The organism is Polaromonas naphthalenivorans CJ2, assembly GCF_000015505.1.
GTDB lineage: Bacteria > Pseudomonadota > Gammaproteobacteria > Burkholderiales > Burkholderiaceae_C > Polaromonas > Polaromonas naphthalenivorans.
The window spans coordinates 3,657,764-3,679,048 of record NC_008781.1 but is presented as its reverse complement, the minus strand read 5'-3'; the positions used below and the strand labels follow the sequence as shown (position 1 = coordinate 3,679,048).

At 62.7% G+C, this 21,285-nt stretch carries 21 protein-coding genes and 1 pseudogene; 11 read left to right on the top strand and 11 right to left on the bottom strand.

Annotated features, from left to right (window positions below; all coding sequences use genetic code 11):
• Positions 1-3: 3 nt before the first annotated feature.
• From PNAP_RS17320 to PNAP_RS17310, 3 genes are read right to left on the bottom strand one after another with little or no spacing between them, the layout of a single operon-like run.
• On the bottom strand, positions 4-1,278 hold the full coding sequence (locus PNAP_RS17320) for a multifunctional CCA addition/repair protein (protein WP_011802836.1): 1,275 nt from the start codon (positions 1,276-1,278) through the stop codon (positions 4-6).
• Positions 1,275-1,970 carry a glutathione S-transferase family protein gene (locus tag PNAP_RS17315; RefSeq protein WP_011802835.1) on the bottom strand — a complete coding sequence of 232 codons (696 nt, stop codon included), beginning with the start codon at positions 1,968-1,970 and terminating at the stop codon, positions 1,275-1,277. Before PNAP_RS17315 ends, PNAP_RS17320 begins: the two co-directional genes overlap by 4 nt.
• Positions 1,971-2,009: 39 nt before the next feature.
• On the bottom strand, positions 2,010-2,966 hold the full coding sequence (locus PNAP_RS17310) for a complex I NDUFA9 subunit family protein (protein ID WP_011802834.1): 957 nt from the start codon (positions 2,964-2,966) through the stop codon (positions 2,010-2,012).
• A 200-nt stretch (positions 2,967-3,166) separates the two neighbouring features.
• Here PNAP_RS17310 and PNAP_RS17305 point away from each other — a divergent pair, with 200 nt between their 5' ends.
• Entirely contained in the window at positions 3,167-3,610 is a 444-nt protein-coding gene (locus PNAP_RS17305; RefSeq protein ID WP_011802833.1) for a hemerythrin domain-containing protein, read from the top strand.
• Positions 3,611-3,643: 33 nt separating this feature from the next.
• Here PNAP_RS17305 and PNAP_RS17300 read toward each other — a convergent pair whose 3' ends face one another.
• The 4 genes from PNAP_RS17300 to PNAP_RS25825 form a co-directional block, all read right to left on the bottom strand.
• Positions 3,644-4,174: an MgtC/SapB family protein gene (locus tag PNAP_RS17300; RefSeq protein WP_011802832.1), complete on the bottom strand. Its 531-nt coding sequence runs from the start codon at positions 4,172-4,174 to the stop codon at positions 3,644-3,646.
• Between the two features lie 108 nt (positions 4,175-4,282).
• The gene (locus PNAP_RS17295) at positions 4,283-4,750 is read right to left on the bottom strand and encodes an acyl-CoA thioesterase (protein ID WP_011802831.1); all 468 of its coding nucleotides are present in this window, start codon (positions 4,748-4,750) and stop codon (positions 4,283-4,285) included.
• A gap of 37 nt (positions 4,751-4,787) precedes the next feature.
• Entirely contained in the window at positions 4,788-6,155 is a 1,368-nt protein-coding gene (locus tag PNAP_RS17290) for a transposase (protein ID WP_011802830.1), read from the bottom strand.
• The gene (locus PNAP_RS25825) at positions 6,152-6,529 is read right to left on the bottom strand and encodes a MerR family DNA-binding transcriptional regulator (RefSeq protein WP_041376781.1); all 378 of its coding nucleotides are present in this window, start codon (positions 6,527-6,529) and stop codon (positions 6,152-6,154) included. The genes PNAP_RS17290 and PNAP_RS25825 overlap by 4 nt, the downstream gene beginning before the upstream one ends.
• An 85-nt stretch (positions 6,530-6,614) precedes the next feature.
• On the opposite strand from PNAP_RS25825, the gene PNAP_RS17280 reads away from it, so the two are divergent.
• The 6 genes and pseudogenes from PNAP_RS17280 (at position 6,615) to PNAP_RS17255 (ending at position 13,214) form a co-directional block, all read left to right on the top strand.
• A complete protein-coding gene (locus tag PNAP_RS17280; protein WP_011802828.1) occupies positions 6,615-8,480 on the top strand; it encodes an ABCB family ABC transporter ATP-binding protein/permease in 1,866 nt (621 codons plus the stop codon).
• Positions 8,481-8,599: 119 nt separating this feature from the next.
• On the top strand, positions 8,600-9,577 hold the full coding sequence (locus tag PNAP_RS17275) for a LysR substrate-binding domain-containing protein (RefSeq protein ID WP_011802827.1): 978 nt from the start codon (positions 8,600-8,602) through the stop codon (positions 9,575-9,577).
• Positions 9,578-10,018: 441 nt separating this feature from the next.
• The gene (locus PNAP_RS17270; protein WP_011802826.1) at positions 10,019-10,918 is read left to right on the top strand and encodes a transporter substrate-binding domain-containing protein; all 900 of its coding nucleotides are present in this window, start codon (positions 10,019-10,021) and stop codon (positions 10,916-10,918) included.
• Positions 10,919-11,024: 106 nt separating this feature from the next.
• Positions 11,025-11,749: pseudogene (locus PNAP_RS17265) on the top strand (amino acid ABC transporter permease).
• Position 11,750: 1 nt separating this feature from the next.
• Positions 11,751-12,419 (top strand): amino acid ABC transporter permease, encoded by a 669-nt coding sequence (locus PNAP_RS17260; RefSeq protein ID WP_011802824.1) that lies wholly within the window; start codon positions 11,751-11,753, stop codon positions 12,417-12,419.
• A gap of 57 nt (positions 12,420-12,476) precedes the next feature.
• Positions 12,477-13,214 (top strand): amino acid ABC transporter ATP-binding protein, encoded by a 738-nt coding sequence (locus PNAP_RS17255; protein WP_011802823.1) that lies wholly within the window; start codon positions 12,477-12,479, stop codon positions 13,212-13,214.
• Between the two features lie 65 nt (positions 13,215-13,279).
• On the opposite strand, the gene PNAP_RS17250 is transcribed toward PNAP_RS17255, so the two are convergent.
• From PNAP_RS17250 to PNAP_RS17240, 3 genes are read right to left on the bottom strand one after another with little or no spacing between them, the layout of a single operon-like run.
• Entirely contained in the window at positions 13,280-14,308 is a 1,029-nt protein-coding gene (locus PNAP_RS17250) for a DctP family TRAP transporter solute-binding subunit (RefSeq protein WP_011802822.1), read from the bottom strand.
• A 35-nt stretch (positions 14,309-14,343) separates the two neighbouring features.
• A complete protein-coding gene (locus PNAP_RS17245) occupies positions 14,344-15,642 on the bottom strand; it encodes a TRAP transporter large permease (RefSeq protein WP_011802821.1) in 1,299 nt (432 codons plus the stop codon).
• Positions 15,639-16,178 carry a TRAP transporter small permease gene (locus PNAP_RS17240; protein ID WP_011802820.1) on the bottom strand — a complete coding sequence of 180 codons (540 nt, stop codon included), beginning with the start codon at positions 16,176-16,178 and terminating at the stop codon, positions 15,639-15,641. The genes PNAP_RS17245 and PNAP_RS17240 overlap by 4 nt, the downstream gene beginning before the upstream one ends.
• A gap of 126 nt (positions 16,179-16,304) precedes the next feature.
• Here PNAP_RS17240 and pyrC point away from each other — a divergent pair, with 126 nt between their 5' ends.
• From pyrC to htpX, 4 genes are all read left to right on the top strand, one after another.
• Positions 16,305-17,372 carry a dihydroorotase gene (gene pyrC, locus PNAP_RS17235; RefSeq protein ID WP_011802819.1) on the top strand — a complete coding sequence of 356 codons (1,068 nt, stop codon included), beginning with the start codon at positions 16,305-16,307 and terminating at the stop codon, positions 17,370-17,372.
• 5 nt (positions 17,373-17,377) lie between these two features.
• Positions 17,378-18,496: an NYN domain-containing protein gene (locus PNAP_RS25090; protein ID WP_049763707.1), complete on the top strand. Its 1,119-nt coding sequence runs from the start codon at positions 17,378-17,380 to the stop codon at positions 18,494-18,496.
• The gene (locus PNAP_RS17225) at positions 18,490-19,239 is read left to right on the top strand and encodes a DUF3025 domain-containing protein (protein WP_041376780.1); all 750 of its coding nucleotides are present in this window, start codon (positions 18,490-18,492) and stop codon (positions 19,237-19,239) included. Before PNAP_RS25090 ends, PNAP_RS17225 begins: the two co-directional genes overlap by 7 nt.
• A 174-nt stretch (positions 19,240-19,413) precedes the next feature.
• Positions 19,414-20,289: a protease HtpX gene (gene htpX, locus PNAP_RS17220; protein ID WP_011802816.1), complete on the top strand. Its 876-nt coding sequence runs from the start codon at positions 19,414-19,416 to the stop codon at positions 20,287-20,289.
• 155 nt (positions 20,290-20,444) lie between these two features.
• On the opposite strand, the gene PNAP_RS17215 is transcribed toward htpX, so the two are convergent.
• Positions 20,445-21,284 carry a ProQ/FINO family protein gene (locus PNAP_RS17215; RefSeq protein WP_011802815.1) on the bottom strand — a complete coding sequence of 280 codons (840 nt, stop codon included), beginning with the start codon at positions 21,282-21,284 and terminating at the stop codon, positions 20,445-20,447.
• Between the last annotated feature and the right edge of the window lies 1 nt (position 21,285).

Below are 21,285 nucleotides of genomic sequence, written 5' to 3'. Positions count from 1 at the left end.
GTTTCAGGGCGCCGGGGCAGCAGCCGCGCTTTGCCTGACGGCTTCCACCCGCGCCTGGTGAATCCATTCGCCGATCTTCGGTCCGCTCTGGCCGGCCGCCATGGCCTCGGCGGCCACCTTGTCCGTTGCCACGCTTTGCGCCGCCGCGAGTAGCTGCAGCAGCCGGGGCCGCTGCGGGTAGGGCGTTTGTTCAAACCCGAGCCGGCCGCGCGCATCGCATTCGCAGGCCAGCAAAATGTCGGCAAAACGCCGGGGCTTGCGAAACGCATCGCAGCGCTCCAGCAGGCGCACCACGGCGGCCGGGCTGAATTCGCCGCTGCGGTGGATGTTGCCGTGCTCGCGCGCCACCACGTCGGCGATTTCGCGGCACTCGCTAGGTACGCGCAGGCGCTGGCACACGTCTTTCAGCAGTTTGGCGCTGCGCTCTTCGTGGCCGATGTGGCGCGGCAGCACGTCGGCGGGCGTCGTGCCCTTGCCCAGGTCGTGGCACAGGCAGGCAAAGCGCACCGGCAGCGGCGCACCCAGTTGCGCGGCCATGTCCAGCACCATCATCAGGTGAATGCCGGTGTCGATCTCGGGGTGGTATTGAGCGCTCTGCGCAACGCCCCACAGCCGTTCGACTTCGGGCAGCAGGTGTTGCAGGGCGCCGCAAGCGCGCAGCGCATCAAACATCCGCGAGGGCTTGTCTTCCATCAGGCCGCGCGCCAGTTCCTGCCAGACGCGCTCGGGCACCAGCCCATCGACTTCGCCGTCCGTCACCATCTCCCACATCATCGCCAGGGTTTCTGGCGCGATGGAGAAATCGGCAAACCGCGCCGCGAACCGGGCCAGCCGCAGGATGCGCACCGGGTCTTCGCGAAAGGCGTCGGTGACATGGCGCAGCACCTTGGCCTGCAGGTCGCGCTGGCCGCCGTAGGGATCGACCAAGGCGTCAAAATCAGGCTCGAACAGGCCTTTTGCGCTGTCCGGGTGTGCCGGAGCAGCTATCGAATTGATAGTCAGGTCGCGCCGCGCGAGATCCTGCTCCAGCGTGACTTCGGGCGCGGCATAGACCTCGAATCCCCGGTAGCCGCGCGCGCTGTTGCGCTCGGTGCGCGCCAGCGCGTATTCCTCGCGGGTCTGCGGGTGCAGGAACACCGGAAAGTCTTTGCCCACCGGCAAAAAACCCTGCGCCGTCAAGGCTTCGGGCGTCGCGCCCACCACCACCCAGTCGTGGTCCGTTACCGGCAGGCCCAGCAATTTGTCGCGCACCGCGCCGCCGACCATGTAGATTTTCATGCGGGGCGGAGCCGCTTGATTCGGTAAGGTTCCTCGAATTCGCGAAAGTCGTTTTCCGCCAGTGCGCCGTCCATCCAGGCTTTCACGCCGGGCATGGCGCTCAGGCGGTCGATGTAGGCGGCAATGTCGTCGGGCACCGGCAGGGCGTAGCTCTTGAGCCGCATGCACACCGGCGCGAAAAACGCGTCGGCAATGCTGAATTCGCCGAACAGCATAGTCCCCTGGTGCCCGGCCAGCAACTCGCGCCACATGGCGACCAGGCGCGCCACATCGGCACGCACGGCCGGCTTGTCGCGCCAGACCAGTTGGCCGGTTTCCGCCAGGTCGGCCTCGATGTTCATCGGGCAGGCACCGCGCAAGGCGGTGAAGCCGCTGTGCATTTCGGCGCAGACGCTGCGCGCCCGGGCGCGCGCCTGAAAATTCGAGGGCCAGAGGTTTTTTTCAGGGAAGCGCTCGGCCAGGTATTCGGCAATCGCCAGCGTGTCCCAGACGATCAGGCCGTCGTCGTCCAGCACCGGCACCTTGCCGACCGGGTTGACGGTGCTGATTTGCCGCCTGAATTCGGAGCCCGCGTCAAACGAATCGAAGCGGATCAGGATTTCTTCAAAAGGAATGCCGGCCTGCTGAAGCAGCACCCACGGCCGCATGGACCAGGACGAATAGTTTTTGTTGCCGATGTAGAGCTTGAGCATGGTGTTGGAATGTGACGGTAAAGGAAAACAGAAAGCCGCTCAGAACCGGCCTGACGTCTGGCGCTTGGCCATGAGCCCGCTGCGCAAACCGCGCGCACCCAGGTAGGTCGGGCCAATCGCCTCCAGCGAAGCCGGCGTGATGCCCAGCGCCTGCAGTCCGGGCAGCTTGCCGGTGGCGACGTTGTCGGTCTTCATGGCGTCCAGGTTGTCGCGGCTGAGTACCGGGTCGCCGGGCGCAAGCTCCATGAAAAAGGCCTGCACCCGCGCCAGCGCATCGGGCAGGGCGATCACTGGCCGACCCTGGCCATGATGGATGCCGGCGTAGCGGCCGGCCAGCTGCACCAGTTCCTTGAGCGTGAACACCTGCGGGCCGCAGGCTTCATAGACTTCGCCGATGGTCGCGTCGTCCTGCAGGCAGCGCACCACCGCGTCGGCCACGTCGCCGACCCAGACCGGCTGGAAACGCGCCCGGCTGCCGGCCAGCGGAATCACCGGAAACACCTGCTGCAGGCTGGCAAAGGTGTTGAGGAACTTGTCGTCGGCGCCAAACATGACGCTGGGGCGCAGCACCGTCACGTCCAGCCCCGAGCCCAGCAGGGCCGCTTCGCCGCGCGCCTTGCTGCGCTGGTATCTGGAAGCGGAGTCCATCGACGCGCCCAGCGCGCTGATGTGGATGATGCGCCGCACACCAGCGGCCCTGCAGGCGCGCACCAGGGTCAGCGGCCACTGCACATGCACTTTCTGAAACGCATCCTCCGAGCCGTGCAGGATGGCGATCAGGTTGACCACCGCGTCGTGGCCGGCCACCAGCGCCGCCAGCGCCGCGCTGTCATGCAGGTCGATTTCAGCCACATCCACCAGCGGCAGCGGCAGCAAGTGCCGCGCGTTGTCGCTGCGGCGCGTGGCCACGGTCACGCGGCATTGCAGCCGGTTGAGCTTTTCGCAAACCTGGGTGCCGACAAAACCGGTGCCGCCGAAGATCAGAATTTTTTTCATGCGTCTAATTTAGCGCGTTTGGCCCGTTGTTGGCTGAAAACCTTTTCTTTGCATGTTTTATGGCTCTAGCGCAATCAGCACCTGCGCAAGCAGCTATGTATTAAATAGCAAAATGGCGGATAAAGGCGCTGCAAAAACGGCCCCCACAATCCGCCCTTGGCCTACACCGGCCGACCGGCTGCGCTGCCCATAATGAAGGCATGAACATTTTTGAAGCATTGCGCATCAGCCACGCCGCGCAGCGAACCCTGGCTGACCAGTTGATCCTGACCCAGGGCGACACGCCTGAAAGGGACTCGATTTTCAGTGAACTCAAGCTCGAACTCGCCGCGCATGCCGCCGCCGAGGAGCGCTTTTTTTATGTGCCGCTGATTGCGCATGACCTGACGCAGGAGCCGTCGCGCCATGGCATTGCCGAGCATCACGAGATGGACAAGCTGGTCGAGGAACTGGAAACCACGGAGCGCAGTTCGCCGGCCTGGCTGGTCGCCGCCAAGGCGCTGCACCACAAGATTTACCACCACCTTGAGGACGAGGAGCACAGCGTGTTCCAGCTGGCGGGCAAGGTGCTGGGCGAGGCTGAAAAGCTGTCGCTGGCCAAGGACTACGAAGGCGAGTTCACCTCGCAGCGCCTGAAGGACTGAATGCCGCCCTGGCCGGCGCTTTGCCGGACAGCTTCATGGCTTTTCCCGGGCCGAGCTGGCATCGACCACCCGCGATTCCGGTTTTTCCACCAGCCTGATCACGCGCGGCATCAGGGTAAAAATGGCCAGCGCCAGCAAGGTGCTGAGCACCGCCGTCGATTCGCGTCCCATGCCGGCGGCCACGCCGATGGCGGCGGTCAGCCAGATGCCGGCCGCCGTGGTCAGCCCCTTGACTTTTCCCAGGTCGTCGCCCTTGAGGATGGTGCCCGCGCCCAGAAAACCGATGCCGGCAATGACGCCCTGGATGACCCGGCTCAGGTCGGACGGCGGCATGCCGGCCTGCTGCGACAGCAGCACGAACAGCGCCGCGCCCATGGCCACCAGCATGTGCGTGCGCACGCCGGCGGCCTTGCCTTTTTGCTCGCGCTCGATGCCCAGCAAGCCGCCCAGCAGCGCGGCCAGCGTCAGGCGCAGCAAAATTCGCGTGACCTGCGCGGCGTCGGGCAGGTCTGAAAACTCGGCGACGATGGTTTGGCCAACTTGCTGCCACGCGCTTGAAGCCATGCGAACGCCCCTGGTTGATAAAAGAAAGGCCTGGAGTTAACTATTTGTCATCAAATATGCCTTTTGCGCATACCTGGCGGGCACTGGAAGCTATTGATTAAATAGCAGTCAAGGCTTGGCGATCTTGCGCGGCTTGCCCGCATCGTCAAGCGCCACATAGGTCAGGCTGGCTTCGGTGACCTTGATGTGGCGGCCCTGCGCGCGAAAGCGCTCGGCAAACACCTCGACCTGCACCGTGATCGAGGTGGTGCCGATGCGCGTCACGACGGCCAGGAACGACAGGATGTCGCCGACCCGCACCGGCTGCTTGAATATGAACTGGTTGACCGCCACGGTGGCCATGCGGCCATCGACATAACGCGCCGGCAGCACCGCGCCCGCCAGGTCCACCTGCGCCATCACCCAGCCGCCGAAAATGTCGCCGTTGGCGTTGCAGTCGCGCGGCATCGGGATCACCTTGAGCACCAGCTCCTTGTCGGTGGGCAAGGGGCCGTGCAGGGCGCGCGTCTCCAGGTCGGCGCCTGCAGGGGCGGGTGGGGCGGTATTGCCCGGCAGGGCGCTTGATTCAAAGGACATAGGCACAATCTGTTCACAAAAAATTTTTCAAAACTATTCATAATTTATCCGCACTTGGTTGACGCGATGGCTCGCCCAACTCAAGCCCATTGACGCTCAGTTGCGCCGGAGAACGTGCCAGCAGGATTCGGCGCACTTCCTGGTAGGGAGTGAAACGAGAAATCTCGTTGTCGTCCAGCCTTGCCAACACGTTCAAAGCAGCGTTGTGGTCGGCCTGAAGAACATCCCCGTTTTCACGGTAAAACTTGTCGCCTACCCGCTTGCCTTGCAGCAAGCCAGTGAGCGAGTCCATTTGCGATGTATAGGCCGCATTCACCAGGACGTGCCTGGCTTGACGCTGCGTGCAAACCGAATCCAGGGCGTCGGCCAGCGTGCCTTTGGCCCATGAACTCATTCTTCTGTTGAATTCTTTCCATTGCTGCTTTGCGGCAATGGGCGAGGTCAAATCCTCGGAGACCACCACGGCCGCCTTGTCCACAACGCTGTGTGCGGCTTGAAAAGCGATGGTGCGCAAATGCATTTGCGCTTTTTGACGCCGGGTATCGATCTTCTGGCGTCCGAGGTTGCACCGTTTGATGCGATCCGCCTTGGCTGCACGGCCGGCCTGACGATGCTTCTTCTCCAGCGCGTGGAGCCGGTTGCGATACCGGTTGGTCGCCGCAGTCTTGTCGCTGTAGTCCGTCAGGACCGAGCCGAATTTCAGCCCGTGCGCCTGCCCATCGGAGTCGCTGAGGGCTTCGGTGTAACCCTTGTCCACGCCGACGATCCGGTCGCCGCAAGCGCGCCCTTGGCCTTTCTCCGTGGCGTAATGAATCTCGGTGCATCCCTCTTTGACGATGATGCGCAGGTTGGATCCAGTAAGGTTGACGTTCTTGCCTCTGGTGGTTGTGACCAGGCGGATGTCGTCGCCATACTTCTTTGCCACGCGAATGATGACGACCAGTTTGCCATCGACTATTTCACTGCAATGCCTGTCGGATCGAACCACAAACTGATTGGCGGTGTGCGACACCCCATGGCGAAAGTGCTTGCGCATCTGTCGATGCAAAAAGTTGTCTTGCAGCCATTGATCCTTCTTGAGCAAGGAGTACAGGCGCTTGCGCTCGGCATTGTCCTGGGTGTGTGCCGCCACGGCCTGACGTACCTTGCGCATGGCTGCGGCCTTATAGGCCAGCACATCGTTGACCACATCCTTGGTGGTTTCTGCCCGGATGGTGCCATCAACCGCCATGCCTGTGTAGAACGCTCCGCGAGTGATTTCGTTGCGAATGTCCAGGCCGCTTTTACCTGCGTTGCCCAGTGCACCGAACCGGCGCCAGATGTCGGCACGAACGAAGCCCGTTACCTTGCAGATGCTCGTCAGCTCTGGCGGTACATTGGCTTGCAGGGTGCGGGTGACCTTCATTGCAATTCGTCCTTCACGACGCCTAGTTGAAACTGGGGAAAATCTTCCTTGATGACCTGCTTGTATTTGCGCATGCCGTCAAGCCTGCAGCTGAAAGTGTGAACGATGGCGTCCGCAAGGTAGTACGCCTGCATGGCTGCGACTTGTGAGGCAAGGTCATCTTTTTGGCCAGCGCCGCTGACACTGCAATAGACCACGATGTCTTTTTTATCCGTTGTACCACCCATCAGCGAACGCACCTCAGATGCATCAAAATACCGATGACCTGACGGCAGCCGTTTCGCTGTCAACTTTCCCTCACGCTCCGAACGACGAATGGTTTGAACCGAACGACCGACTCGTTTTGCAAATTCATTGATGCGGTAATCGCTCATCCTAGACAATTAAAGGTACTTTTGAATAAAAATTATGAATCAGTTTCTTGCTCTGAGGTTTGAAAGTTTCCAATGATTGTGATGTATGCGCTCCCGAGCTTCCACTGCTGATTCCTATCCCGCGCCGGCCATGACGGCCCCAGGCGCCAAGGCAGCGCCCGTGCCGCCGCGTTCCGACTGGGCCACGCTCAAGCGCCTGTTTCCCTACCTGTGGGAGTACAAGTGGCGCGCCATGGCGGCGCTGGCCTTCATGCTGGGCGCCAAGCTGGCCAACGTCGGCGTGCCGCTGCTGCTGAAGGATCTGGTCGATACCATGAGCTTCAAGCCCGGCGATGTAAAGGCCGTGCTGGTCGTGCCGGTCGCTTTGCTGCTGGCCTACGGCCTGCTGCGCCTCTCGACCACGCTGTTCACCGAGCTGCGCGAGCTGGTGTTCGCCAAGGCCACCGAAGGCGCGGCGCGGCGCATTTCGCTCGAAGTGTTCCGGCATCTGCACGCGCTGAGCCTGCGCTTTCACCTGGAGCGCCAGACCGGCGGCATGACGCGCGACATCGAGCGCGGCACGCGCGGCGTGCATTCGCTGATCTCGTATTCGCTCTACAGCATCATCCCGACGCTGATCGAGGTGACGCTGGTGCTGAGCCTCTTGGCCGTCAAGTTCGATGTCTGGTTCGCCGGCATCACCTTGATCGCGCTGGTGTTCTACATCACCTTCACGGTCACCGTGACCAACTGGCGCACGCAGTTTCGCAAGGCCATGAACGAACTCGATTCGTCGGCGCACAGCCGCGCCATCGATTCGCTCTTGAACTACGAAACCGTCAAGTATTTCAACAACGAGGAGTTCGAAGCCCAGCGCTACGACGAGAACCTCAAGCGCTACCGCGCCGCCGCCATCAAGAGCCAGCGCACGCTGAGCATGCTCAACGCCGGGCAGCAGTTGATCATCGCGCTCGGCCTGGTGGCGATGCTGTGGCGCGCCACGCAGGGCGTGGTCGATGGCCGCATGACGCTGGGCGACCTGGTGATGGTCAACGCCTTCATGATCCAGCTCTACATTCCGCTGGGCTTTTTGGGCGTGATCTACCGCGAGATCAAGCAGAGCCTGACCGACCTGGAAAAGATGTTCACGCTGATGGAGCGCGAGCGCGAGATTGCCGACCAGCCGGGCGCGCAGCCGCTGCGCATCGAGGCGACGCCAGCCGTGCGCTTCGAGAATGTCAGCTTTGCCTACGACCCGGCGCGGCCGATTCTGCACAACGTGAGTTTCGAGATTCCGCCGGGCAAGACCGTGGCCGTCGTCGGCTCGTCGGGCGCCGGCAAATCGACGCTGGCCCGGCTGCTCTACCGTTTTTACGACGTGCAGCAGGGCCGCATCACGATTGCCGGGCAGGACATCAAGCAGGTCACGCAGGCCAGCGTGCGCCAGGCGATTGGCATCGTGCCGCAGGACACGGTGCTGTTCAACGACACGGTCGAATACAACATCGCCTACGGCAAGCCCGGCGCGACGCACGCAGAGGTCGAGGAAGCCGCCAGAGCCGCGCGCATCCACGGCTTCATCGCCTCGACGCCGCTGGGCTACAACACCATGGTCGGCGAGCGCGGCCTGAAGCTGTCGGGCGGCGAAAAGCAGCGCGTGGCGATTGCCCGCACGCTGCTGAAAAACCCGCCGGTGGTGATCTTCGACGAAGCCACCTCGGCGCTCGATTCGGCCAACGAGCGCGCCATCCAGGGCGAGCTGCGCACCGCCGCGCAGAACAAGACCACCCTGGTGATTGCGCACCGGCTTTCGACCGTGGTCGATGCGCACGAGATCCTGGTGATGGACGCCGGCCGCATCGTCGAGCGCGGCAGCCATGCCGCGCTTCTGGCCGCCAACGGGCGCTACGCCGACATGTGGGCCATGCAGCAGCAGGCCAGCGATCGGATTCTGGATGAAATCGGGGTCTAGCGCTTGACTGGCGGGCGTATGCCACTATCAAAAATAAAGCGAATGAGGCGCTGAGGAAATACCGGCCGCCGGGATTTTGCCTTTACCGCCGGTCCGGATTTCCGCCTGATAATCCGGGCATGGAAACCAAATGGCTTGAAGATTTCGTCAGTCTCGCTGAAACCCGCAGTTTTAGCCGTTCCGCGCAATTGCGCCACGTCACGCAGCCGGCGTTCTCGCGGCGCATCCAGGCGCTCGAAGCATGGGCCGGCACCGACCTGGTGGACCGCAGTTCCTACCCGACGCGCCTGACACCGGCCGGCCAGACGCTCTACAGCCAGTCGCTGGAAATGCTGCAGGGCCTGCAATCGACGCGCGCCATGCTGCGCGGCCACAACTCGGCCGGACAGGATTTCATCGAGTTCGCGGTGCCGCACACGCTGGCCTTTACCTTCTTTCCGGCCTGGCTCAGCAGCCTGCAGAGCAAGTTCGGCCCGATCAAGAGCCGGCTGATCGCGCTCAATGTGCATGACGCGGTACTGCGGCTGACCGAGGGCAGTTGCGACCTCCTGATTTCCTACCACCATGACTCGCAGCCCTTTCAGCTCAACGCTGACCGCTACGAGATGGTGTTGCTGGGCCAGGAAGTGCTGGCGCCGTTTGTCCGGGCCGATGCCTCGGGACAGCCCGAGCACCGCCTGCCGGGCCGGGCCGGGCAGCCGCTGCCCTACCTGGGCTATGCGTCGGGCGCTTACCTGGGTCGCATGGTGGACCTGATTCTCAAGCAGTCCAGCGTTCCCATCCACCTGGACCGGGTGTACGAAACCGACATGGCCGAAGGGCTCAAGGCCATGGCCCTGGAAGGGCATGGGATTGCGTTTCTTCCGCTCAGCGCGGTGAAAAAGGAAGTCCGGTCGCGCAAGCTGGTGAGCGCCGGCCCCGGCCTGGAAATGACCATGGATGTGCGCGTTTACCGCGAGCGGCCCACCGCCCGGAATACGGTCAAAAGCCATGCGCAGGATTTGTGGACCTATCTGGAGTCCCAGGCGGCAGGCAAGGACAAGCCGGCCAGCCGGCCTGGCAGTCCGGTCGTCCCGCGAGCGCCGCCGGCTAGGTAACAACCCGGGGGGGTTATAAGCAATCCGCATGGAGTAGCGCTCAAACAGCATTGGCATTTTTGCCGCCAGAAAATTACAGTCCGTGACATTCAATTTTCGATGCCTGTTCATGACCCTGAGATTTCTCCCACCCGCCATCGCTTCAGTTTGCGCGTTTTCACCAGGCGCAGGTTGTTTTGCCCAAAGCCTGTTCCTTGCCTGATGCGCAAACCGTTCAGTCCAGGTCTGAACAAAATCGGCACAAAGATTGCATGTCTTCACATCGCATTCCCGGGGGCTGAAACCTGTCCGTAAAAGTGCGTATTTCCCCGGCCATTGTTCAGGAGCAGTCCTGTGGCCGGGTGCCCGATTGCGCAGGATGGCAGAGCGGGTAAACCTTTGCATGACCGGGCCACCGGCTCGATAGAATAGTTTTTCAACAGTTTCATTACAGGAGATTCCATGAAATTCAAGATTGCCACTTTGACGCTTGCCCTGCTCGCGTCTGGCGCCGTTTTTGCCCAGGCAAGCGACACCGTTGCCAAGGTCAAGGCTTCCGGCGTGGTCACCATGGGCGTTCGCGATTCATCCGGCGCCCTGTCCTATACGCTGGGCGATGGCAAATACGTGGGCTACCACGTCGAGATCTGCCAGCGCATCCTCGCCAACCTTGAAAAAGCCGCTGGCCGCAAGCTTGAAGTCAAATACCAGCCCGTCACCTCGCAAAACCGCATTCCGCTGGTTCAAAACGGCACGGTCGATATTGAATGCGGCTCGACCACCAACAATGCAACCCGGGCCAAGGATGTGGCCTTCCTGCACACCACCTTCGTCGAGGAAGTGCGCATTGCCGTGAAGACCAGCTCGGGCATTACCTCGGTTGCCCAGCTGAACGGCAAAAACGTCGCCACCACCACCGGCACCACTTCCGTGCAGACCTTGCGTAGAAATGAACGCGCCACGAATGTCAACTTCAACGAGATTTTCGGCAAGGACCATTCCGACAGCTTTTTGCTGCTGGAGTCGGGCCGCGCCGATGCCTTCGTGATGGACGGCTCCATCCTGGCGGGCAATATCGCGTCCGCCAAGAACCCCGCCGATTTCAAGATCGTCGGTGAAGTGCTGAGTGTCGAGCCGATTGCGATCATGATCCGCAAGGACGATGCCGGCCTGAAGAAGATTGGCGACGACACCATCAACGGCCTGATTAAGAGCGGCGAACTCGCCAAGCTCTATGACAAGTGGTTCATGCAGCCGATTCCTCCGAAGGGCACCCGCGTCGGCCTGCCGGCCAGCGAAAGCACCAAGGCGGCCTGGGCAACGCCCAACGACAAGCCGATGGAAGATTACGCCAAGAAGTAACACCGGCCACCCAGATCAACAGACCCCGCTCGTGGTTGCGCGCGGGGTTTGTTTTTAGGGTGGAGAAATTTGATTTGCTAGAGCACAACAACAGGCAGGAGTCACCATGACGTGGGATTGGAAAGTTTTTTTAAATGACGATGGCAGCGGACGCACCTATCTGGAATGGATGATGAACGCCTGGGGCTGGACGCTGTCGGTGGCGGTTTCCGCCTCTGGGTCGTCGCCATGGTGGTGGGGGCGCTGATGGGCACCTTGCGCACCCTGCCGAACAGCCCGTGGCTGGTGCGGCTGGGCAATGTCTGGGTCGAGCTGTTTCGCAACATTCCGCTGCTGGTGCAAATCTTTTTGTGGTACTTCGTCGTGCCCAAGATGTTCCCGGCCATGCAGCAAATACCCGGCTTCGTGCTGGTGGTGCTGGCGCTGGGCTTTTTCACCTCGGCCCGGATTGCCGAGCAGGTGCGCGCCGGCATCCAGGCGCTGGCGCGCGGCCAGCGCTATGCGGGCATGGCGCTGGGCTTCACCACGGCGCAGACCTACCGTTACGTGATCTTGCCGATGGCCTTTCGCATCATTTTGCCGCCGCTGACCAGCGAGTCGATGAACCTCTTGAAGAACTCGTCGGTCGCCTTTGCGGTGTCGATTGCCGAACTCACCATGTTCGCGATGCAGGCGCAGGAAGAAACCTCGCGCGGCGTTGAAATTTACATCGCAGTCACCGCGCTGTACGCGATTTCAGCCTTTGCGGTGAACCGGTTGATGGCGCTGGCGGAAAAGAAAATGCAGATTCCCGGCCTGATCATTGCCGGCGCTACCGGTGGAGGACACTGACATGTTCGGACTTGACCTGACCTTCCTGAACTGGGAGATCCTCTCCAAGTTTGTCATCAACGGCTTTTTGTTCAGCGTGCAGCTGACGGTGATTGCCACGCTGGGCGGCATCGTTCTGGGCACGCTGCTGGCGCTCATGCGCCTGTCGGGCAAGCAGGTGCTGGTGATCCCCGCCACCATCTACGTCAACGGCATGCGCTCGATTCCGCTGGTGATGGTGATTTTGTGGTTCTTCCTGCTGGTGCCGACGATCATCGGCCGGCCGATTGGCGCGGAGCTTTCGGCGACGATCACCTTCGTGGCCTTCGAGGCGGCTTATTTCAGCGAAATCGTGCGCGCCGGCATCCAGTCGATCTCGCGCGGCCAGGTCAATGCCGGCCGGGCGCTGGGCATGACCTACGCGCAGAACATGAAGCTGATCATCTTGCCGCAGGCCTTTCGCAACATGGTGCCGGTGCTGCTGACGCAGACCATCATCCTGTTCCAGGACACGTCGCTGGTGTATGCCATCGGCGCCTATGACCTGCTCAAGGGCTTCACCACCGCCGGCAAGATCTACGGCCGGCCCGAGGAAGCCTATTTGCTGGCCGCCGTGGTTTATTTCGTGCTGTGCTACAGCCTGTCGTACATGGTCAAGCGGCTCAACAGCCGGATTGCCATCATTCGCTGACCGGGCGGCTGTTTTGCCACACCCCCAATAATTCTCAACGCGCACACTGGAGAAAAAATGATTGAGTTGAAAAACGTTTCCAAATGGTACGGCGATGTGCAGGTGCTCAACAACTGCAGCACCAGCATCCAAAAAGGCGAGGTGGTCGTGGTTTGCGGGCCTTCGGGCTCCGGCAAATCGACGCTGATCAAGGTCATCAACGCCCTGGAGCCTTTCCAGAAAGGCCAGATTTTTGTCGATGGCCAGGCCGTGCACGACCCCAAGACCGATTTGCCCAAGCTGCGCTCTAGAGTCGGCATGGTGTTCCAGAACTTCGAGCTGTTTCCGCACCTGAGCGTGACCGAGAACCTGACGCTGGCGCAGATCAAGGTACTGGGCCGCAAGCCCGACGAAGCCAAGGCCCATGGCCTGAAATACCTGGACCGCGTCGGCCTGATGCTGCACAAGGACAAGTTTCCCGGCCAACTGTCGGGCGGCCAGCAGCAGCGCGTGGCGATTGCCCGCGCCTTGAGCATGGACCCGATTGCCATGCTGTTCGACGAGCCGACCTCGGCGCTTGACCCCGAAATGGTCGGCGAAGTGCTCGACTGCATGATGGGGCTGGCCAATGACGGCATGACCATGATGGTGGTCACGCACGAGATGGGGTTTGCCAAGAAGGTCGGCAGCCGCGTGATCTTCATGGACGTGGGCGGAAAGATTCTGGAGGACTGCTCGAAAGTCGAGTTCTTCAGCCATCCCGAGAACCGCCAGGCGCGCACCAAGGACTTTTTGAACAAGATCCTGCAGCACTGAAGTTTTCAGTTGCAAACAAGAAAAAGCCCCGCATTGCGGGGCTTTTTCATTCAATCGGCAAGCGCTTATTGCTTGCGCACAGCAATCGACTTTTCAGCGCTATTGACCAGGCTGGCGCCGATCTGGTTCTTCCACTTGTCATACACCGGGCGCGTGGCCTTCACGAAGGCATCGCGCTCCTGCGGGCTCAGCTGGGTCACGGTCACGCCATGGCTGGCGATTTCCTTGAGCAGCGGCTTGTCGGCTTCGGCCAGGCCCTTGCGCGCGATGGCGATTTCCTGCTTGCCGGCGTCCAGCGCGGCCTGTTTGACGATGGCCTGGTCCGCTGGCGTCCAGGAAGCCCAGATGTCCTTGTTGGCCACGAAGATCAGCGGGTCGGCCACATAGCCCCACATCGTCACATGCTTTTGCGCCATGGTCTGCAGCCTGGCGGCGGTGTAGATCGCCATCGGATTTTCCTGGCCGTCCACCGCGCCGGTGGCCAGTGCCGGCTGGGCATCGGCCCAGCTCATCTGGGTCGGGTTCGCGCCGAGCGCCGTGAAGGTGTCGAGGAACAGCGGCGAGCCGACGACGCGGATTTTCAGGCCCTTTAGGTCTTGCGGCTTCCTGATGGCCAGCTTGGAATTGCTGATCTCGCGGTAGCCGTTTTCGCCCCAGGCCAGCGGCATCACGCCGGCCTTGTTGATGATCTGGAAAATCTCATTGCCCACGTCGCCCTGGGTCAGCGCGTCCATCGCGGCGTAGTCGGGCATCAGGAAGGGCAGCGAGAACAGATTCAGCTCCTTGACCTGCGGCGACCAGTTGATGGTCGAGCCCACGGCCAGGTCGATCACGCCCTGGCGGATGGCGCTGAACTCGCGCGTCTGGTCGCCCTGGATCAGCGAGACGCCGGGATAGAGCTTGATGTTGATGCGGCCCTGCGTGCGTTCGCGCACCAGGTTGGCCCAGATTTCGCCGCCCTTGCCCCACGGGTAGGCGGGGCCGAGCACCAGCGACATCTTGTATTCGGACTTGTAGGTCTGCGCGGGCGCGGCATTGGCGACGGCCAGCGCGGCGGCAGCCATGGCCAGGCCGAGAAAGGTTTTGCGTTTCATGGGGGAAGTCTCCTTGGGTAAAAATCAGTTCAGTCTCAGTAGCCCAGCTTGCGCGGCAGCCACAGCGCCAGTTCGGGGAAGGCGATCACGGCGACCAGCACCATGAACATCGCGGCCAGCATCCAGACCACCCAGCGCACGGTTTCTTCCATGCGCACATTGGCAATCCGGCAGGACACCATCAGGTTCACGGCCAGCGGCGGCGTGAACTGCCCGAGCGCCACCTTGAGCGTCAGGATGACGCCGAACCACACCAGGTCCCAGTGGTAAAACTGGGCAATCGGCAGCAGCAGCGGCACAAAGATCAGGAAGATCGAAATCCCGTCCAGGAACATGCCCACCGTGATCAGCATCAAAATCAAGAGCGACAAGATACCGTACTCGCCCAGCCCGGAGTTGACGATGACACGGGTCAGCGGGTCGATCACGCCCAGCGTGTTCAGCGAATAGGCAAAAATGCCCGCCAGCGACACCACCAGCAAGATCACCGCCGACAACTCGCCCGACTCGCGCAGGATCGGAAACAGGTCGCGAACCGAGATCGTGCGGTAAACCGCCATGCCGATGAACAGGCCGTAAAACACCGCCACCACCGCCGCTTCGGTCGGCGTGAACCAGCCGGCGCGCATGCCGCCCAGAATCAGCACCGGCGCGGCCAGGCCCCAGACCGCCTCGCGAAAACTCGCCCAGAACGGCGGGCGCGGCATGCTCGCTTCCAGCGCGCCCATCTTGTGCCTGCGCGACAGCCAGACCGCCGGAACGATCAGCGCCAGCCCGGCCAGGATGCCCGGAACCATGCCGGCCGCAAACAGCGCCGGCACCGAAGCGCCCGGCACCAGCACCGAGTAAATGATGAAGGCCACCGACGGCGGAATCAGGATGTCGGTGGCCGCCGCAGCGCCCACCACGCTGGCCGAGAATGCCGCCGGGTAGCCGGCGCGGTTCATGGCCGCGATCATCACGCCGCCGACCGCCGCCGCGCAGGCCGGGCCGGAGCCCGAGATGCCGCCCAAAAACATCGCCACCGCAATCGCCACCAGCGGCAGCATGCCGGGGCCGCGCCCGACGATGGCGACGGCAAAGTTGACCAGTCGCAGGGCGACGCCGGAACGGTCAAAGATCGAGCCGACCAGCACGAACATCGGAATCGCCAGCAGCGGGTATTTGCCCAGACCGGCATAAAAATTCTGCGGCACGGCCAGCAGGCCGAACCACTGTGAATCGCCATTGGCCAGCGCAATCGCCGTGGCGCCGGCCAGGCCAAGCGCCGCGCCGATGGGAACGCCCACCAGCATCATGGCGATGAACGCCACGAACAACAGCGTGGCGATCATGACCAGCGTCCGCGGCGGATGAACAGGCCGACGGCGCGCAGCGCGATGCCGATGGACAGGATCGGCAGCCAGATCGAATACCACCACTGCGGAATCCCGATGCCCGGCGAGGTTTCATTGAACCGGTAGTCGTCCCACACCAGCCGAATGCTCAGCACGCCAATCAGCGCAAACAGCAGTGCAACCAGCACCGCGCCCAGGCGCGACAGGTTCTTGCGCCGGGCCATGGAGCCGCTGTCGGAAAAGTATTCGATGCGGATATGCCGGTCCCGCGCGACGGCGGCCGAACTGCCGACCAGCGCCAGCACGATCATCAGGAACACCGAGAACTCTTCGGTCCAGGCAAACGACTGGTTGGTGAAATAGCGCGCAATCACATTGGCAAAGGTGATCAGCGCCAGCGCACCCATGACCAGGACGGTCAGCCCGTCCTCGATCTTGAGCGGCACCCGGACCGGCTCGTCAAGGTCATCAAGCGGTGGCAAGGCTTCGGGCGGATCTTCTGGCGCATGGCCAGCGTGGGGCGGGGAAGACATGGGAATGAAGCCTGGCGAGCAAGAGTTGAAACAGCCGGCATTATCCAGCGCCGGCCTGTAGCGTAGCGGCGCGGCGGCGACCCGCGCATCGGGAGTTTCCTTGGAGCCGGTGCGACAATTCAGCCCATGACTTCAGCCACTTCCACCCCTTCGACGCCGGTTTCCCTGCTCACCATCACCCGCCCCGACGACTGGCATTTGCATGTGCGCGATGGCGAGGCGCTGCAGACCGTCGTGCCGCACACCGCCGCACAGTTCGGCCGGGCCATCATCATGCCCAACCTGCGCCCGCCGGTGACCACCGCCGCCCAGGCTGTTGCCTACCGTGAGCGCATCCAGGCCGCCGTGCCGGCCGGCGTGGCCTTCGAGCCGCTGATGACGCTGTACCTGACCGACAACCTGCCGCCCGACGAGATCAAGCGCGCCAAAGACGCCGGCGTGGTGGCCGTCAAGCTCTACCCGGCCGGCGCCACCACCAACAGCGACGCCGGCGTGACCGACCTGCGCAAGACCTACAAAACCCTCGAAGCGATGCAGCGCGAAGGCCTGCTGCTGCTGGTGCATGGCGAAGTCACCTCGCCCGAGATCGACCTGTTCGACCGTGAAGCGGTGTTCATCGACACCCAGCTGATTCCGCTACGCCGCGATTTTCCCGAACTCAAGATCGTCTTCGAGCACATCACGACCCGGGAAGCCGCGCAGTATGTGCAGGACGCTGACAGTTTTCTCGGCGCGACGATCACCGCCCACCATCTGCTGTACAACCGCAACGCGATTTTCACTGGCGGCATCCGCCCGCATTACTACTGCCTGCCGGTCTTGAAGCGCGAGACGCACCGGCTGGCACTGGTCGAGGCGGCCACGTCGGGCAATACCAGGTTCTTCCTCGGCACCGACAGCGCCCCGCACCCGGCGCACCTGAAAGAGCATGCCACCGGCTGCGCCGGCTGCTACACCGCCCACGCCGCCATCGAGCTGTATGCCGAAGCCTTTGACGCGGCCGGCGCGCTGGACCAGCTCGAAGCGTTTGCCAGCTTCAACGGCGCCGACTTCTACGGCCTGCCGCGCAACGCGGGCACGGTCACGCTGAAAAAGGAAAGCTGGACGCCGCCGGTGAGCTTTGCGTTTGGCGAGGCGGAACTCAAGCCGCTGCGTTCGGGCGAGGCGCTGCCTTGGAAACTACAGACGGCATGAGTGGCATGAGCGCCTCACTCGGGGCGAACGGCGCCCGGCAGGCGGCGCTGCTGATTGATGCAGACAATTTTTCCGACCCTCAAGCCATCGACGCGGCCTGGGCTGAACTGAACGCCTATGCGGGCCGGGTCAGCGTGTGCCGCGCTTATGGCGCCGGGCCGCGCCTGGAGTGGCTGCAGTCGGTGTGGCGTTATCTGGGAACGCGCACCTTTCCCAATTTGCCGCTGCAGAAAAACACCACCGACGCGGCCCTGATCGCCGACGCGGTGGCGCTGCATTTCCAGCAAGGCATCCGGCTGTTTGCGATTGCCTCGGGCGACGCCGACTTCGCCCCGCTGGCGGTGCGCCTGCGCGAATGGGGCTGCGAGGTGTGGTGCTTTTCGATGGAAGGCATTGTGTTTCGGGATGCGGATGCTTATTACGACCGCGTGAAGTGCTTTCCCGCCCCGGTGTTCACCCCAGTGCCCGTCACGCCTGCGCCACTGCGGCCCGTGGTGCCGTCCGCACGGGGCGGCAACGCCGATGCCGGTGCGGCCACCGCCGAACCGCCAGCGTACCGGGCGGCTGCCGCGCCCTTGAGCGCATCCCCGATGTTCGATGCCGGCCTGCCCGACGAGGTGGCGCGTATTTTGAACGCCGTGCCCGGTTTGCGCGAACGTCCGCAGCAGCTGTGCCATGTCGTGCCGGTGTTGCAGCGGCACGGTTTTTTCGACAAAAGAATCACCAGATCGACGGCGTTTTTGGCCCGGCACGCGGCATATTTTGAATTGAGCCCTGCGCACAAGCCGACGCTGCTGGCTTTTCGTGCGCCGCCATCCTTGCAGGATGCTGTGCCTGACGAGCCTGCGCCAGCCATTGCCGCTGGGGTGGCCAGCGTGTCACCAGAAGACGCGCAGGCGCTGCAGCGCATCCTCGCGGCCTTTGCGACGTGGCTGCCCGATACGGTCAGGCAATTGAGCATGATGGACACGCTGTTGCAGGAGGGCGGTGTCCAGATCGGCAGCAAGCCCCTGCATGAGCTGTTTGGCGCGTACCCAGATTATTTCAAGCTCTTGCCCGCCACCGGCCCGGCCATGAAGGTGCGGCTGCTCAAGAAACCGGAAGGCTTTGCACTGGCTTGCTGACAGAACACCTCCAACAGATCGACTGGAGCCGGCCCTGGCTGGACTTCTGGCATGAACCGGGGCAAGCGGTGGCGCAAGCCGTCGCTGCGGGTGCGGCCCTGCCCGACGCCTTGAACCATGCGCCAGCTGCCCCGGTGCGCTTCGTCCCCCAAGGCGCGCTGCCGCCCGGCCAGGGCTACGAGCATTACATGTTCCACAGCGGCCAATGCCCGACGCGCGACAACCTGCATGACTTCTTCAACGGACTGTGCTGGCTGCGCTTTCCCCGGACCAAGAAAAAAATCAACCAGCTGCATGCGGCTGAATTCGCAGCCACGGCTGAAGGCGTGAATCCGCCGCTGCGCGGCCCGGTGCGCGACGCGCTGACGGTATTCGACGAAAACGCCGCCTTCCTGCTGGCGCCGCCGCTGCTGTGGGAAGCGCTGGAGGCGCGCGACTGGCAGCGCCTGTTTATTGATCTGCGCCCGTTATGGGCCGAGGCGCAGCTGGTCTTGTTTGGCCACGCGCTGCTCGAAAAGCTGGTTCATGCACGAAAACCCATCACTGCGCATATCTACCGGGCGCAACCAGCTATTGATTCAATAGCAGAACTCGATGCCTGGGTGGCCGGGGATTTGAGCGCCAGCAAGCTCGCCGGCAAGCCGTTCACACCCTTGCCGGTGCTTGGCGTGCCGGGCTGGTGGCCAGAGAACGAGGACTTTTCCTTTTATGATGACCATGCGGTTTTTCGCCCGCGCCGCTAAAAAAACAAAAACCACAAATTTCTGCGCTTGCCCGGGTTCAGAGTCCTTACGGAAAACTTGATTTGGCCTGGAACCCCCCCAATTCCTGCTAGAAATAGAAATGCACAATTCGGGCGTGTGCCCGTGGTGCTCTTTTTCGCCCCCAGCCTTTATTTAACGACTCCCGGAGAATCCATGAAACGCATCCTTCTGTTTATTTTGACCAACGTCGCCGTGGTGGCGGTGCTGGGCATCGTGGCGAGCCTGCTAGGCGTCAACCGCTTCTTGACCGCCAACGGGCTGAACCTGTCGGCGCTGCTCGGCTTTGCGCTGATCATGGGTTTTGGCGGCGCCATCATTTCGCTGTTGATCAGCAAACCCGTCGCCAAGTGGAGCGCCGGAGTGCGCCTGATCAACGACCCGCAGAATGCTGACGAAGCCTGGATCGTCGAAACCGTGCGCAGGCTGGCCGACAAGGCGCAGATCGGCATGCCCGAAGTCGGCATTTTTGAAGGCGAGCCCAATGCGTTTGCCACCGGCGCGTTCAAGAATTCGTCGCTGGTGGCGGTGTCCACCGGCCTGCTGCAGGGCATGACCAAGGAAGAAATCGAGGCCGTGCTGGGTCATGAAATCGCCCACGTCGCCAATGGCGACATGGTCACGATGACGCTGATCCAGGGCGTGATGAACACCTTCGTGGTGTTCCTGTCGCGCGTGATCGGCTATGCCGTGGACAGCTTCCTGCGCAAGGGCGACAGCAACAGCTCCGGCCCGGGCATTGGCTACTACGTCAGCACCATCGTGCTCGACATCGTGCTGGGCTTTGCGGCCGCCATCGTCGTGGCCTGGTTCTCGCGCCACCGCGAATTCCGCGCCGATGCGGGTGCCGCGCAACTGATGGGCCGCAAGCAGCCGATGATGAATGCGCTGGCCCGCCTGGGCGGCATGCAGCCCGGCGAGTTGCCCAAGGCCGTGGAAGCCATGGGCATCACCGGCAGCATCGGCAAGCTGTTTGCCACGCACCCGCCGATTGAAGAGCGCATCGCGGCGCTGCAGAACGCGCAGGGCTGAGCATTAAAACGCCTGATTTGAATGAAAACGGCCGTTTGCGCAATACTCACGGGCGCAAGCAGCTATCAAATCAGGAGTAGATAAAAGGATTCCGAACGGCTGGTGCTGCTTGCCTTTCGCCTCATTCAGCAGCCGGCCTTCAGCGCCGGCTTTTTTCAGGGCGCTTCAAGGGGGTCTGTTGCGGCTGTTGCGGCTGTTTCGTCTGCGGGTTCGGCTGGCGGCGGCGATTCCTGGCTGTCGGCCTCTGCCGGCGCCTGGGCTGCCAACGCTGCCTTGGCCACTTGAGCCGCCTTGGCAAAGCGCGCCCTCTCCAGCGTGTGTGCAACTTCGGCCGGGTCCATTCCGTACATGTCCGAGAACTCGGCAACGGTTTTGCCGCTGGCTTCAAACGTCCTGAGCAGCGCATCGCGCTTGGCGGCCTGTTCGGCCAGTTCGGCAAAAGCGTCGTCGAGCAGGGCGACGGACACTTCATCCTGCTGGCGGATGCACAGCAGATAGTCTTCACGGCTCAGGCCGGAGGCTTCAATCGCCTCGATCAGCTGGGCTCTGGCGTACGGGCGCAAGTCCTGGTTCGCGCGCGCCTGGCGGCGGCGGAACACTTCCATGATGGCGTGGTGAACATGTTCCGGGGCGACCGGCTCCACCGGCTCGCCGTTGAGGTCGTGGCGCTGCAGGCCGGACGCCACGCTTTCCAGGTAGCGGGTGGAGCGGGCATGCAGGCCGAGCGCCACTTTCAGCTCGTCGCGCTTGAACAGCTCGGGGTGCAGCGCCAGCAAGTCCTGGAACACGCCCAGCTTGAGCGGCAGGAAACGTTCGCCGAACATCTTCGGGTACAGCTCGAAAAGCTGCTGCAGCACCGGGTGCACGGCGCGGGGGGCGCGGGCCGGGTTTTGGGGTTTGCCCTGCGGCCGGCCGCGTGCGCCTTGCCGGGCCGGGCGCTGGCGGGCGGGTGCCGGTGTCGATTCGGATTCGGGTGCAGTGGTGGTATCAGTCATC

Excerpts from the sequence above, each read along its gene's own strand:
- PNAP_RS17320 (WP_011802836.1), bottom strand. The coding sequence starts at position 1,278 with ATGAAAATCTACATGGTCGGCGGCGCGGTGCGCGACAAATTGCTGGGC.
- PNAP_RS17315 (WP_011802835.1), bottom strand. The coding sequence starts at position 1,970 with ATGCTCAAGCTCTACATCGGCAACAAAAACTATTCGTCCTGGTCCATG.
- PNAP_RS17310 (WP_011802834.1), bottom strand. The coding sequence starts at position 2,966 with ATGAAAAAAATTCTGATCTTCGGCGGCACCGGTTTTGTCGGCACCCAG.
- PNAP_RS17305 (WP_011802833.1), top strand. The coding sequence starts at position 3,167 with ATGAACATTTTTGAAGCATTGCGCATCAGCCACGCCGCGCAGCGAACC.
- PNAP_RS17300 (WP_011802832.1), bottom strand. The coding sequence starts at position 4,174 with ATGGCTTCAAGCGCGTGGCAGCAAGTTGGCCAAACCATCGTCGCCGAG.
- PNAP_RS17295 (WP_011802831.1), bottom strand. The coding sequence starts at position 4,750 with ATGTCCTTTGAATCAAGCGCCCTGCCGGGCAATACCGCCCCACCCGCC.
- PNAP_RS17290 (WP_011802830.1), bottom strand. The coding sequence starts at position 6,155 with ATGAAGGTCACCCGCACCCTGCAAGCCAATGTACCGCCAGAGCTGACG.
- PNAP_RS25825 (WP_041376781.1), bottom strand. The coding sequence starts at position 6,529 with ATGAGCGATTACCGCATCAATGAATTTGCAAAACGAGTCGGTCGTTCG.
- PNAP_RS17280 (WP_011802828.1), top strand. The coding sequence starts at position 6,615 with ATGCGCTCCCGAGCTTCCACTGCTGATTCCTATCCCGCGCCGGCCATG.
- PNAP_RS17275 (WP_011802827.1), top strand. The coding sequence starts at position 8,600 with ATGGAAACCAAATGGCTTGAAGATTTCGTCAGTCTCGCTGAAACCCGC.
- PNAP_RS17270 (WP_011802826.1), top strand. The coding sequence starts at position 10,019 with ATGAAATTCAAGATTGCCACTTTGACGCTTGCCCTGCTCGCGTCTGGC.
- PNAP_RS17260 (WP_011802824.1), top strand. The coding sequence starts at position 11,751 with ATGTTCGGACTTGACCTGACCTTCCTGAACTGGGAGATCCTCTCCAAG.
- PNAP_RS17255 (WP_011802823.1), top strand. The coding sequence starts at position 12,477 with ATGATTGAGTTGAAAAACGTTTCCAAATGGTACGGCGATGTGCAGGTG.
- PNAP_RS17250 (WP_011802822.1), bottom strand. The coding sequence starts at position 14,308 with ATGAAACGCAAAACCTTTCTCGGCCTGGCCATGGCTGCCGCCGCGCTG.
- PNAP_RS17245 (WP_011802821.1), bottom strand. The coding sequence starts at position 15,642 with ATGATCGCCACGCTGTTGTTCGTGGCGTTCATCGCCATGATGCTGGTG.
- PNAP_RS17240 (WP_011802820.1), bottom strand. The coding sequence starts at position 16,178 with ATGTCTTCCCCGCCCCACGCTGGCCATGCGCCAGAAGATCCGCCCGAA.
- pyrC (WP_011802819.1), top strand. The coding sequence starts at position 16,305 with ATGACTTCAGCCACTTCCACCCCTTCGACGCCGGTTTCCCTGCTCACC.
- PNAP_RS25090 (WP_049763707.1), top strand. The coding sequence starts at position 17,378 with ATGAGCGCCTCACTCGGGGCGAACGGCGCCCGGCAGGCGGCGCTGCTG.
- htpX (WP_011802816.1), top strand. The coding sequence starts at position 19,414 with ATGAAACGCATCCTTCTGTTTATTTTGACCAACGTCGCCGTGGTGGCG.
- PNAP_RS17215 (WP_011802815.1), bottom strand. The coding sequence starts at position 21,284 with ATGACTGATACCACCACTGCACCCGAATCCGAATCGACACCGGCACCC.